Genomic DNA, 13766 nt, shown 5'->3' with positions numbered 1-13766 from the left:
ACACCGCCCCCGTGATCGCCGACCAGGCCTTCAACGTCTCCGAGGACATCACCCCTGCCGATGCCATCGGAACGGTCACCGCCACCGATGCGGACGGCGACAAGCTCTCCTTTGCCATCAAGGCCAACGACGGCGACCTCTTTGCCATCACATCCGCAGGGGCGCTCACACTGGCGCAGGGCAAGTCCCTGGACTTCGCCGCCAAGGCACAGCACACCATCACCGTGGAGGCAAGCGACGGCGAGAAGGCCGCCACGGCCAAGGTCACCGTGAACGTGTCACCCACGGGCACCGACCCGGACAACACCGCCCCCGAGATCGCCGACCAGGAGTTCTCCGCAAAAGAGGACATCGCCGACACCGCGGTGATCGGCACCGTGGAGGCCTCCGATGCCGATGGGGACGAGATCTCCTTCGCCATCACGGCGGATGCCGATGGCCTCTTCGAGGTCGATGCCGCCACAGGGGAACTGTCCCTGATGGAGGGCAAGGCACTGGACTTCGAGGCCAAGGCCGAACACAGCATCACCGTGGAGGCCAGGGACGGCGACAAGAGCGCCACCGCCACCGTGGCCATAAAGGTCACCAACGTGGTCGAAGGTCTTGCGGAGGACCCCGCCTCCTTTGTCACCACCTGGAAGACGGAGGCCGACAACGAAGAGGTTGTCATCTGGACCGACCAGCAGTTGACCTATGACTATACCATCGACTGGGGCGATGGTACCGAGGAGCAGATTGCAACGGGCGGAGAGCTAATACATATCTATGCCGTTCCCGGGACCCATACTGTGGCCATCAAGGGAAAATTTCCAGCAATTTATAATTATGTAGAGGGTTTTAACCCTTCAGCTCATAAACTATTATCCATAGAACAATGGGGCAGCATCCAATGGGAAGATATGTTCGGAGCTTTTGGTTATTGCGTAAATATGGTCCTCAATGCCACGGATGTGCCAGACCTCTCCCAAGTGACCGATATGAGGGTGATGTTCTATAAGGCCACTTCCTTTCACGGGGACATCAGCGGTTGGGACACCTCCAATGTGACAAATATGAGGGACATGTTCCATGAGGCCGCTTCCTTCAACGGGGACCTTAGTGGCTGGGACACGGCCAACGTGACCAATATGGCCTATATGTTCAGAGGGGCTACGTCCTTCAACGGGGACATCAGCGGATGGGACACTTCCAATGTGGTCAATATGAACAGGATGTTCTTAGGGGCCACGGCATTTGACAAGGATCTTGGGAACTGGGACATTTCCAGTGTAAAATACATGGAACAGATGTTGGACAACAGCGGCATGTCCGCCCTTAACTTCTCCAATACCCTGATCGGGTGGGCCAACTTGGAGGTCCAGCCCAATGTGTCCCTTGGCGCTGCCGGGGTGAACATCTGCGAGAACGGCGGCGGCTTCGCTGCCTATGCGGCCCTCAGCGGTGCACCCAACAACTGGACCATCACCTTTGGCAGTTCGGAAGTATGTGATTGAGTATAGCATCAAACCTATGAACCACCGGGAGGCCCTTGGGTCTTTCGGTGGTTTTTTATTTGGCCCCTCCTGACCTCCCACAATTGGTTGGGGGATTTGGTCTTTTGGAATTTGGTGAATAGTGTCCGAAGTCCAAATATTGATTCGTGAACATTTGTGCAATTCGTGTCACCTGAAAAACACCCCTATGGTCCCCTCAAGGGGACAGTTGTTCTGGGTGGCTTATCTATTAGGTGATTCAGTTACTGAGTTATTCGGAATGCCTGTCATTCTGAAAACATGGAGGGTTTGAAGAATCTCAACGAAAAAAGATTCTTCGCTTCGCTCAGAATGACAAAGATCACTGAAAACTGCATACTGCGTTCTGAAACACCCAAAACTTGGAACCCAAAACCCACTGTCCCACCTCCCTTTGGACTTGAAAACCAGAAACCCGAAACTTTTCCCCATCAACCCAAACACCCCATCCGTCAACCCAAACGGGGCATCCGTCAGATCGTGCCAAAAACATTCCCCCGATCGCCCCATCTTGCCGTTATTTTTTCACCCTAAAACAAAATATGTTATGAAGAACATCACGAAAAAACTGGGCACCGCCCTCTTGGCCATTGCCCTTCTCTGGTCCTGCGGGAAGGACGACGGGCCCGAACCGGCCAACAACGCCCCCGTGATCGCCGACCAGGCCTTCAACGTCTCCGAGGACATCACCCCTGCCGATGCCATCGGAACGGTCACCGCCACCGATGCGGACGGCGACAAGCTCTCCTTTGCCATCAAGGCCAACGACGGCGACCTCTTTGCCATCACATCCGCAGGGGCACTCACACTGGCAGAGGGCAAGTCCCTAGACTTTGCCACAACGGCACAGCACACCATCACCGTGGAGGCAAGCGACGGCGACAAGGCCGCCACCGCCAAGGTCACCGTGAACGTGTCGCCCACGGGCACCGACCCCAACAACACCGCCCCTGAGATCGCCGACCAGGAGTTCTCCGCAAAAGAGGACATCGCCGACACTGCGGTGATCGGCACCGTGGAGGCCTCCGATGCCGATGGGGACGAGATCTCCTTTGCCATCACGGCGGATGCCGATGGCCTCTTCGAGGTCGACGCCGCCACAGGGGAGCTTTCCCTGATGGAGGGCAAGGCACTGGACTTCGAGGCCAAGGCCGAACACAGCATCACCGTGGAGGCCAGGGACGGCGACAAGAGCGCCACCGCCACCGTGGCCATAAAGGTCACCAACGTGATCGAGGGACTGGCAGAGGACCCCACTTCCTTTGTCACCACTTGGAAGACGGAGGCCGACAATGAGGAAATCTATATTATAACGAACGTGAATTACACCTACGACTATACCATTGACTGGGGCGACGGCACGGTGGAGCAGTTAACAGGGGATGCTTCCCATGCCTATGCCAGTGCAGGTACCCATACCGTGGCCATCAAGGGGCAGTTCCCAGCAGTATTCTTTTCAAGTGATTTTGTGCCCTCAGCGGATCCCACCATGCTCCAATCCATAGAGCAATGGGGCAGCATCCAGTGGGAGAGAATGTACGGCACCTTCGCTAAGTGTTCAAATATGGTCCTCAACGCCACGGACACCCCGGATCTCTCCCAGGTGACCGATATGTCATACATGTTCCGAAATGCTGCTTCCTTCAATGGCGACCTAAGTGGTTGGGACACTTCCAACGTGACCTATATGGGTAGTATGTTCGCCGGGGCCAACTCCTTTAACGGGGATATTAGTGGGTGGGATACTTCCAAGGTGATTGACATGTCCTATATGTTCAGTGGGGCTACTGCCTTTAACAGGGACCTTAGTGGCTGGGATACCTCCAACGTGGCCTATATGAGCGCCATATTCTATGGTGCCACAGCATTCGATCAGAATCTTGGCAACTGGGACATTTCCAGCGTAATACACATGTACAACATGTTGGACAACAGCGGCATGTCTGCCCTTAACTTCTCCAACACCCTGATCGGATGGTCCAACTTGGAGGTCCAGCCCAATGTGGAGCTTAACGCGGAAGGGGTGAACATCTGCGAGAACGGCGGCGGCTTCGCTGCCTACGCGGCCCTCAGCGGTGCACCCAACAACTGGACCATCACCTTTGGCAGTTCGGAAGTATGTGATTGAGTATAGCATCAAACCTATGAACCACCGGGAGGCCCTTGGGTCTTTCGGTGGTTTTTTATTTGGCCCCTCCTGACCTCCCTGCCTGTATTTAGACAGCCCTTCCACTTACTTCGACTACGCTCAGCAACCAATGCGCAGGGTGGCAGTTTAATGACCATCGAAGCTAGAAGTGTCATAATAGATGAAAGAAATTAGACCATAGAGGATAGACTTTGCATTTGGGGGATTTGGTTATTCGGTTATTGGAATGTCGGAAGCCTGAAAATTAATTTGTGTCAATGTGTGCAGTTCGTGTCACCGTAAAACACCCCTAAGGTCCACTCAAGGGGACAGTTGCCCATTGACTTCGTTGTTCAGTTATTTTGTTACTGGGTTATTGGAATTTGGGATTTGGTGCTTGATGTCAAAAGTCGGTTCTTGTTTCTTGTCTCTGATTTTCTTGGGTCTTTTCTCTTTTTCTCTGTTCTTGAACTTGAATTTTCGATTGCCCACTGCATACTGCCGTTCCTGGTTTCAGGTAACATTCTTAATGGCTTGCACCATTCTTTTGGCCCTTTCCTTGACCTCCTCTTCCGTCCAACTGAGTTTGATCAAACAGGAAATGGTCCTGCCCATCCAATGGTCCGATTCCGAAAAGTCTGCCTTGGAATAGTCCGGCAGGGCTTCCCTTACCTCTTTCGGCAATCGTCCCAACGATTTCATGTGGGTGAGATGTTCCCACTTTTTATAGTAATGCCAGTTGTTGTTGTACCAATAGAAACAGGCGTCCACGCCATTTTCTCCCAACATTTTGTGGGTTTTTTGCGCCAGTTCTTCCGAAGGAAGAAAAAAACTGAGGAACGAATAGTTCTCCTCTCCCCCCTCGGGCACACTACGGAACACGATTTCCTGAATTGATGACAGGGCATCCCTCAAAATGGTATAGTTCCTTTTTTGGATGGAAAGAAACTCGTCCAGTCGGGAAAGTTGTGCCAAGCCGACTGCCGCATTCATTTCGGATATCCGGAAGTTGTACCCCAGAAAGGGATGTTGCTCCGCCCCCCTATCGTTTCCGATGTGGTCATGGCCGTGGTCCGAATAGGCATGGGCATTTTGGTAATACGTTTCGTTATTGGTAATCACGGCACCGCCCTCCCCACAGGTGATGGTCTTGACATAGTCAAAAGAGAAGCATCCCAAATCGCCTATACTGCCCAATGGCTTACCTTTATAGCTTCCGCCTATGGCCTGGCAGGCATCTTCCAACAACAGGAGCTTGTGTTCGTTGCAAATTTCGCGCAATGCGGCCAAGTTGGCCATGGAACCGCACATGTGCACTGGCATCACCACCTTGGTCTTTGGTCCAATGGCCTTTTCCACCGCGGATGGATTTAGGGTCAGCGTTTCATCAATATCCACCAAAACGGGAACGGCCCCCAAGGCCAATATGGACTCGAAACTGGCCACAAAAGTGAAAGTGGGCATGATCACCTCGTCCCCCGCCCCCACTCCTGCACTGGCCAAAGCCACCGTCAATGCGGCAGTGCCACTGCTCACCACATGAGTATATTTTACATGCATCCGTTCCGATAGGGCGGTTTCCAGTTGTTTGGCCTTCCAGTGTCCGTTGCGCATGCCTTCAAACCCGTAGCGCATCAGCACTCCGGAATCCAGCACATCTTGTACTTCCTTTCTTTCCTTGCTTCCAAAAAGTTCAAATCCAGGCATTATTTTATCTCTTACTTATTTATTGATCAAAAAACCACAATTTTATGGCCATCACAATGACCACGATGACCAAGAACGTTTTTATGAACCCGTCTCCTTTTTGCACGGAGAAGCGGCTCGCCACCCAAGCACCCGACCCGTTGCCAATGGCCAAGATGAACCCCATTTTCCAATTTACCTTGTCGTTGAGGGCAAATACGGCCAGGGCGGACAACATATAAATGAACACGACCACTACCTTTGTGGCATTGGACCGTACGAGGTTCATCCTATTGATGTAGTGTGTGTACAACATCATCAAAAAACCGAGCCCCGCATTGATGAAGCCCCCATAGATACCAAAAAAGAAGAACACCGCAATGCTCAACCATAAATACTTCCCGGTGAGCCGCTCCTGCATCTCCTCCAAGCGCATCTTCGGCTTGAATATGATGATAAGGACCACGGCCAGCATCACCAAGGAGAGAATCCTGTTAAAAGTCTCCCCATTGATGTCCACCGCAATATAGGCCCCGATGATGGAACCCATGAAGGCGGCAATGCCCAAATATACATTAAACGGATAGGTGGACACTCCCTTGCTCTTGAACCCTGCCGTGGACATGGCGGTCTGCACCACGATGGCCACTCTGTTGGTGCCATTGGCCACTGCTGCGGGGAGACCCAAAAATATGAGTGTTGGCAGCGAAAGCAACGATCCGCCACCAGCAACCGTATTGATGAAACCCACCGCAAAGCCCACCGTGACCAAAAGCAGATAGTGATACCATTCAAGCATGGGATAAAAGTAGGCATCATGCATGACAAAAAATAAAGTGTTTTTGTTTTTCACATAAATAAAAAAAGCTTCCTATATTTGCACCCGCCTACGCAAGGGCTACGGCGGGCAAGCCCGCATTTTTTTGGAGGAATGGCAGAGTGGTCGAATGCGGCAGTCTTGAAAACTGTTGAGGGTCACACCTCCGGGGGTTCGAATCCCTCTTCCTCCGCTTTATAACGTGAAAAGCCCCTGTTTTAGGGGCTTTTGTTTTTTGGGTGACAGTATCACCAGTCCATTACTTTGTAGGCCCAGCCATATAACCTTCCACAAATTGGATGAGCTCCGCACCATGTAAATTTTTGGCCAGCACCCTGCCCTCACTGTCCAGCAGAAAGTTGGCGGGAATGGTTTTCAGTCGCAGGGCATCCATCAACGGATTTTGGTCGCCCAACAAATGGGAGGCGTGCAGCCATCTGTAGGCCCCATCCCTTTCCATGGCATTTGCCCATACCTTTTCGTTACTTTCCAGCCCGTAGGCCAGTATCTGGAAATGATCGGGGCGGTACTTCTCCCAGAGAGGCAGCAGCACATTTCGGTTCTCGATACGGCAGGGGGCGCACCAAGAGGCCCAAACATCCAAAAGGAGCAGTTTATTTTCCTTCAACACCTCATCCAAAAACAAAGTTTCCCCATTTTTCATGGGAAGTTCCAACTGGGGCATCAGATGGCCTTGCAATATGGGCAAGTTTTCCTTATCCGCTTTCAGTACCAATTCCTGGACCCAGGGATGGTCTGGCTTCAATGCGCCCCATTCTTGGGCCTGGGCATACAAAAATTCGGCAACCCGTTCGTAATCCCCTTCTGGGCTCACCCATCGGATGGCCAAGAGTGCTGCCAATAGCTCTTCCGTGCCGTTCGCAAACTCCATCAGCTCTTGCTGATAATCGAGTAGCTTCTTTTCCCGGTCCAGCAGTGCCTCATCTGCGTCACTCACGTTCGAGGAACTTTCCCTGTAAGCATCAAAAGCCCTTAGCCTCAGGTCCCGTAGCTGTAATATCGCTTCATTTGCCTTGGATGGGGATTCCATCGACAAACTGGCTTGGAACCTGCTGATGTCTGCCTGTATTTTTAGTGATTCCCCAGTCTTCCAAACTAAGGGGAAATAGTTATCGGTATGGGGATCTTCGTTCTCCAGCAGATGGGGATAGCCCACTCCTTTTTTTTGGACCGTCAATTCCAATAAAGCAGGGGTTTCCATATGTGGCAATCTGGAAAAACTAAAATAGCCATCCTTGCCCACAACGGCCGAATCCAAAACACGGGCTGTAAAACTTTGGCCTACATCGCCCCACTTCACGGGTTGGACAAGGTAAATCTTGGGCTGCCATTCACTCCCCCGGGAAAGGTCCAATGTGCCCGAAATGAGGGGAGGTCTTGAGCAGCCGCCCATCAAAATGGTCAGGAAAAATAATAGATGGCATATGAATTTCATCCTGTAAAATTAATGAATTGCAAATTGCCTTACCCATCCACCTTTTGCAGGAAAAAGAATAAAACATCCTTTAAAAAAAACGCAAAAGTTGTTTAAAATGTGTTTTACGACCAATCGAGGGAATCAAACACATTCTTCATAAAAACCAAACAAATTGCCTCTACCCTGCTTCGGAACGTTCCCGCGGTCATTCTACTGTGGAAGTTGTCAAAGTTAATTTTTTAACTTAAAATTGTAAATGCCTAGTCATATGGACCGTACAGCATTCATAAAATTCCAGAGATCATGTTTAGAAAAGAAATCCTATACCTCTTAGCCTTTTTTTTATTGATTGCATGTACAAATGAGGATTCTTCGACCGAAGAAGAGAAAGAGATAATTCAGGATGTCCTCATTGGACTTAATATCGAAAGTGGCAATGTCATCACATCGGATGAAATTACCATCTCCATCATAGGTGATGCAGCTATATCCAGTTTAGAGGTTTTTTTGGACAATCGTAGGATCCATACATTTAATGCACTACCTTATACCATACAGATAGACACAGGGGAATACGAGGACGGTGAACATATTTTAAAGGTCAATGCCCATGTTGATGGGAAAATAGTAGGAACCAAAACAATTCCAGTAAAGATAGATAATGAAGGGCCAATTCTTGTGCTGGATGCTATTTCTGAAAATGAAATCATCTGTGAGGACACCACTTTACAACCAAACATCGTGGACCTTGGCACGAGTGTTGAACGACTTCAAGTCTATCTCAATGACCTATTACTGTTGGAAAAAGAAAGTACGACCGACTTCTCTTTTTCGTTGACCCCAGGAGAGCTGCCAATTGGTGCAGGGAATCTAAAGTTTATTATGGAAGATACTTCAGGCAATATCTCCAAAGACTCTATTGCCATTACCGTTGCAAACCAATTCTTTAGAATCAACTTTCCGAACGACTTCATGAGGAAGACTCTTGAAAAAGTACATGTGATTATTTCAGATACGGATGGAAATTATATGGATAGCAAAACGCATGAGTCGGGTGAAATGGAGACATTGTCATTTTGCACCATGGAAGAAATAAATCCCGACACGGAATTTACCATTTCCTTTATCGAGGACTTTGACAATACCATATTCAACTTTTATGTGTACCATGATCTTACATTGAACATGCTCGGTAATGAAATTACCTTGAACCAAAAATCTGGAGGTTTGTCCCCAGCTCTACTGAATATTGAGGTGCCTTTTTTTGAGGAAGGTTATCAAATGAGAGCTTCAGGACCCTGGAATTCATTGATTTATTACAATGGTGAGTTTTCCGGTCATGTCTCTACAAGGTTCAGCAATGAGTTGGCAACGAACAAGACATTCATTAGTTACTTCAATTCCAATATTGAGGATAGTTATCAATGGGCATTCCTTAGTGACATACAAAATAGAACATCCTTGGCCGAAGAGGATTTTTCCAATGCCAATGTGGTTACAAACAGCTTTGAATTAAATCGAACCTACCAAAGCACATTGATTAAAATCACAGGTTATGAAAATGAAGCGATGTACCGTGCCAGAAGTGGGCATTTGCTTTATGCAGATTACCTCAGACCCGGTGGTTCCTATACGAATGAATACGTTTTTCCGGATATTTTTGAATACACTACCTATTGGGGTCAGTTGTTGAACTACACCTTCGAGGGTTCCGGCACCATACCTGCCATGATCACTGTACCTAACGCGACTGTCGATTATAGTTTCATCAATCAACAACTAAGTTTTACAGGCTTACCTAATTTTGAAGTTGGCCGTCTTCGATTGACAGGTACAAGTTCTGGTGCTGGATTGCTTACACCGGAAAACCCATCGGTTAAAATAGAATTTATTTTTGATGGTCAGAATACAAATCCGGTCATACCTGAAATACCTGAAGGGTTGTTTCCCGAAGCCGTTACCTCAATGTTTGCCAACAAATCATTTGAAATAAAACAAGGCGCGGCCGAAAACTATTCGGCCTTCACTTCCTATCAAGAATACATTCAAAACGTATTGGTTCCATCCGTTCCCTTTTATATAGCATCGCCTTTTAAAGAGCGTGTGTTCAAGTCAGAAGGACCACAATGGTTACCAACTAGTGAGTTTCCCTTTTGAGTGGAGATTCTTAAATGGCTTGTAAAAAAACCTGTGCATGTAGCCTCTATGAGGGTACCATATTTTTTTTACTGTGGGAAAACCAGATTATGCCCCCACTTTTGTTTGTCCTGTTTTTCACTAATGCATTAAACAGCATTCTTTATATTTTTAAGGTTTTGGTATTTATTAAGAAAAAAGTTATTTGAAAGTGTGTTTTACGACCAATGGGGAAAATCAAACACATTCTTCATGAAAACCAAACGAATTGCCTCTACGCTGCTCCGTATCGTTCCCGCGGTCATTCTACTGCAAACCTTGTATTTTAAGTTTACTGCCGCCCCAGAATCGGTGTTCATATTTGAAACATTGGAGTTGGAGCCTTATGGACGTATTGGTTTGGGCGTTGTGGAACTCATTGCCGCTGTGCTCCTTCTTATTCCACGGACCACATGGATAGGGGCGCTGCTGGGAATGGGAATCATGGCCGGCGCACTTTTCTCCCATATCACCACACTTGGGATTGTCATTCAGGATGATGGTGGCACTTTGTTCATTCTGGCCCTTATCACTTTTGTGTGCTGCACGGCTTTGGTCTGGATGCAGCGTGACCGGATTCCCCTCTTCAAAAGATAATTCATACAAAGCATAGGGGCTTTGTCAAATTGAGGTTATTTTTAATCCCTCAAAAAAGAACACAATGTCTGAAAATTTGACCTGGAGCGATTTTATGAAAGTGGAAATGGTGGTGGGCACCATCCTATCGGCCGAGACGTTTGAAGAGGTACGGAACCCCGCCTACAAAATGCTCGTTGACTTTGGCCCTTTGGGACAGCGAAAAACCTCCGCTCAGATCACCAAACTTTACCAACCTGAAGAACTGGTCGGAAAACAGGTAGTGGCCGTGGTCAACTTTCCACCGAAACAGATTGCCAACATGATGAGCGAATGTTTGGTCTTGGGTGGTGTGGGTGACAACGGTGAAGTCACCTTGATCCAACCGGAAAGACGTGTAGAAAACGGCACGCGGATCGGTTAAGGAACATTTTTATCCTTCGGACACATTGGCCCCGGACAACGATAAAGACTCATAGACCTTCTCTAAGATCTCGGGCTTGTCCGTGAGCACCACCAACCTATCGTTTGCCCGCAGTTCAGTTGAGCCATTGGGGGTCAGGTAGTTTCCATCGCGTTCTATCATGGCGATGATGGCCTTCTTGGGAAAGTTCAGGTTCACAATCTTCAAGCCGACGGTGGGACAACCTTCTTGTATGGTAATTTCCTTCATGATGGCCTTGGGATGTTCCGTGAGGAGTTCATCCGTGGGTGATAGCGGCTTTACATTTTCTGGCAGCCCCACGTGCAGCCATTTGGCCACAAGGGAAAGTGTACTGCCCTGTATGAGCACAGACGTCAGCGACACAAAGAACACAATGTTGAATATCATGTTGGCCTTCTCTATGCCCGCCAAGAGCGGATAAGTGGCAAAAACAATGGGTACGGCACCCCTCAACCCTACCCAGGAAATATAGAACCTGCGCCTTAACTTCATCCGGAAGGGCAACAACGAAATGAACACCGCGGCAGGACGGGCCACAAAGATCAAAAAGAGCGAGATGATGAGCCCTATCCCAATAAAAGGCACAATCTGCGAAGGAAAGACCAGTAGCCCCAATGTCAAGAAGAGGGCAATCTGCATCAGCCAAGCCAGCCCATCGAACATCCGCATAATGGTCTTTTTGTGTATCAGGTTCTGGTTCCCCAGATATACCGAACAGATGTATATGGCCAAAAATCCGTTGCCCCCTACAAAGTCGGTCGCCGAAAAGGTTATGAACATCAGGGCGATGGTCAGCACGGGATAAAGTCCTTCAAAATCCAACTGGATGCGGTTGATGATGATCTTGCTCAGTTTCCCGAAAAGAAAACCTGCAATACCACCGATCACCATTTGCATAAAAAATAGCGGTAGTACGGAAAGGATGCTTTTCTCCGGCTCTTGCACCAACGACAGGAAAGCGATGGTCAGCACATAGGCCATGGGATCGTTACTTCCACTCTCCAGTTCCAGTGTTGGTCTCAGGTTCTTTTTGAGGGCGAGGTTCTTTCCCCTTAATATGGAAAACACTGCAGCCGCGTCCGTAGAGGAAACAATGGCGCCCAGCAACAAACTTTCATACAGCCCAAAATCGGTGATCACATACACAAAATAGCCCAAACCCACGGCCGTGAGCAAAACCCCCACGGTGGAAAGGGCTATCCCTTCCTTCAGTACGGGCCTCACCGATTGCCAGTTGGTGTCCAGCCCCCCGGAAAACAGAATGAAGTTCAAGGAGACCACGCCCACAAACTGGGCAATCTTGGGATTGTCAAAATAAATGCCGCCAATACCGTCCGATCCCGCCAACATCCCTATCGTCAAGAACAGCAAGAGGGTGGGCACGCCAAAACGGTAACTGGTCTTACCGGCAATGATACTGATCAAAAGCAGTACAGAGCCAATAAGGATGATGTTCTCTATGGTAATGCTCATATTTTCAGAATGGTTCCGTTCGTGGTTTCAGAATAGTGGTTAAAAAATGTACCAAACTATGCTTCTTGGGCGTTTATCAAGATGGCGAAGTTAATCGAATTTACCCAATGTATGGACAGATTGTCCCTTCTCTGATGGCCGGATGTCCATTTCCATCCATTCCGATTTTGAGTCGTTCATTGGCACAAAAAGTTCGTTTATCGGTATCATTCAATCCATTTGATTGTTAAATAGCTAAAATTTATTCGATGAAATACACTTTTTAGTCGTTAAAAGTGAAAACCTATGAAAAATTGATAAGTATTTGCTTGGTTTCTTTTTAATCTTTGTCATGTATTAACCCCCAAATCTATACATCATGACACGATCTACAATTTACAGCCTACTTGTTTCAGGAATGATTCTTGCCACCCAAAGCACTTTTGGACAAATGGCAAAAGAAATGATAGATGAGAACATAAACGGAGGTGTTTCCACCGTAGATGGTTATGTGCCCTCCATGTCTGTCACCAAGGATGGGAAAATTGCCTACTTCAGCAAGGCCACCTATCAGAAACCACTATATGGAGTTTTCTCCAAAAAAGAATTGATCCACGAGATCTACCGCACGGAATACATCAACGGTAAATGGACCAACATTACCAAAATGGATGTTTGCCCGCAGCACTACTCTGCCAAGCACCCCACTGTTTCCGATGACGGAAAACGACTGTTCTTTGCATCGAACATGAAAGGCAGTTATGGAAAATATGACATTTATGTGGCCGACATCAATAAAGATGGTAGCCTTGGCGTCTCCAAGAACCTAGGCCCAAAAGTGAACACCAAAGAGGACGAGCTTTACCCCAGCATCTACAACGGTACCTTGCTCTTCTTCGCTTCCGAAGGACGTGACGGTTATGGCGGATTGGACCTGTATGCCACCCAAGTGGTACAGAACACCCTTACCCCTTCCGTCAACTTGGGCAACCACATCAACAGTGACAGCGATGACTATGCCATCCAACTGAGCCCAGAAAAGAAATTGGGACTGGTAGTGTCCAACAGGGGCTATAACAATACCGTATCGCAATATACCGTGGCCTACGGTCGTGCTGAAAAACAAGATGATTACAAGGACATTGCCCAAAGGGACATTGAGCTGCAAACGGCAATGAACGTAGGGTCCGAATATAAATACACCAATGCCTCCTTCGAGGACAAATAATATGAAAATATAATGACTAAAAATCGGTCAACTACCTGGTAAAGTGTCAACTGATGCGTTTCATAGCCGAGAATTCGAAACACTCATGACCATGATAAGAAAGACAGGGGGAACTGACAGTCTATCATAGAAAGCGGGTTGTATTATTTCAATCTGACCGATTTTTTCACCAAGAATAGGATGCTCTCAAAAGCATCCTATTTTTTTGTTTATAGTTTTGATATACAACTAATTAGACGCTTATCATTTTCATATTAGCCTTTATTCTGGATTTTGAGGACGGTACAAGCAGGTGCATTTGAACGAAAAG

Annotated in this window: 11 protein-coding genes and 1 tRNA gene; 8 read left to right on the top strand and 4 right to left on the bottom strand. The window is 48.1% G+C overall.

What is annotated here, in order from left to right; genetic code table 11:
• From SD450_RS16015 to SD450_RS16005, 3 genes are all read left to right on the top strand, one after another.
• Positions 1-1493, top strand: a 1493-nt coding sequence (locus tag SD450_RS16015; RefSeq protein WP_318345462.1) for a BspA family leucine-rich repeat surface protein, incomplete at its 5' end; no start/stop codon positions are given.
• A gap of 288 nt (positions 1494-1781) precedes the next feature.
• Entirely contained in the window at positions 1782-2045 is a 264-nt protein-coding gene (locus SD450_RS16010; protein ID WP_318345461.1) for a hypothetical protein, read from the top strand.
• Between the two features lie 13 nt (positions 2046-2058).
• Complete coding sequence (locus SD450_RS16005; RefSeq protein ID WP_318345460.1) at positions 2059-3639, top strand: BspA family leucine-rich repeat surface protein; 1581 nt, start codon at positions 2059-2061, stop codon at positions 3637-3639.
• Between the two features lie 513 nt (positions 3640-4152).
• Here the strand turns inward: SD450_RS16005 and SD450_RS16000 are convergent.
• Positions 4153-5346 (bottom strand): DegT/DnrJ/EryC1/StrS family aminotransferase, encoded by a 1194-nt coding sequence (locus SD450_RS16000; RefSeq protein ID WP_318345459.1) that lies wholly within the window; start codon positions 5344-5346, stop codon positions 4153-4155.
• A 19-nt stretch (positions 5347-5365) separates the two neighbouring features.
• Positions 5366-6124: a sulfite exporter TauE/SafE family protein gene (locus tag SD450_RS15995; protein WP_318345458.1), complete on the bottom strand. Its 759-nt coding sequence runs from the start codon at positions 6122-6124 to the stop codon at positions 5366-5368.
• Between the two features lie 126 nt (positions 6125-6250).
• Here SD450_RS15995 and SD450_RS15990 point away from each other — a divergent pair.
• A tRNA-Ser gene (locus tag SD450_RS15990) sits at positions 6251-6335 on the top strand.
• A 66-nt stretch (positions 6336-6401) separates the two neighbouring features.
• Here SD450_RS15990 and SD450_RS15985 read toward each other — a convergent pair.
• Positions 6402-7598: a TlpA family protein disulfide reductase gene (locus SD450_RS15985; RefSeq protein WP_318345457.1), complete on the bottom strand. Its 1197-nt coding sequence runs from the start codon at positions 7596-7598 to the stop codon at positions 6402-6404.
• 285 nt (positions 7599-7883) lie between these two features.
• Here SD450_RS15985 and SD450_RS15980 point away from each other — a divergent pair, with 285 nt between their 5' ends.
• The 3 genes from SD450_RS15980 (at position 7884) to SD450_RS15970 (ending at position 10755) form a co-directional block, all read left to right on the top strand.
• Positions 7884-9737 (top strand): hypothetical protein, encoded by a 1854-nt coding sequence (locus SD450_RS15980; protein WP_318345456.1) that lies wholly within the window; start codon positions 7884-7886, stop codon positions 9735-9737.
• 231 nt (positions 9738-9968) lie between these two features.
• A complete protein-coding gene (locus SD450_RS15975) occupies positions 9969-10352 on the top strand; it encodes a DoxX family protein (protein WP_318345455.1) in 384 nt (127 codons plus the stop codon).
• Positions 10353-10416: 64 nt separating this feature from the next.
• A complete protein-coding gene (locus tag SD450_RS15970; protein ID WP_318345454.1) occupies positions 10417-10755 on the top strand; it encodes a tRNA-binding protein in 339 nt (112 codons plus the stop codon).
• A gap of 9 nt (positions 10756-10764) precedes the next feature.
• Here the strand turns inward: SD450_RS15970 and SD450_RS15965 are convergent, their stop codons facing one another.
• Complete coding sequence (locus tag SD450_RS15965) at positions 10765-12249, bottom strand: potassium/proton antiporter (RefSeq protein ID WP_318345453.1); 1485 nt, start codon at positions 12247-12249, stop codon at positions 10765-10767.
• 358 nt (positions 12250-12607) lie between these two features.
• Between SD450_RS15965 and SD450_RS15960 the strand changes: the two genes are divergently transcribed.
• Complete coding sequence (locus SD450_RS15960) at positions 12608-13456, top strand: TolB-like translocation protein (protein ID WP_318345452.1); 849 nt, start codon at positions 12608-12610, stop codon at positions 13454-13456.
• Positions 13457-13766 lie beyond the last annotated feature (310 nt).

This window comes from Flagellimonas baculiformis (assembly GCF_033441575.1).
GTDB lineage: Bacteria > Bacteroidota > Bacteroidia > Flavobacteriales > Flavobacteriaceae > Flagellimonas > Flagellimonas baculiformis.
Note: the sequence above shows the minus strand (reverse complement) of the source record. Positions and strands in the feature narration are given on the sequence as shown.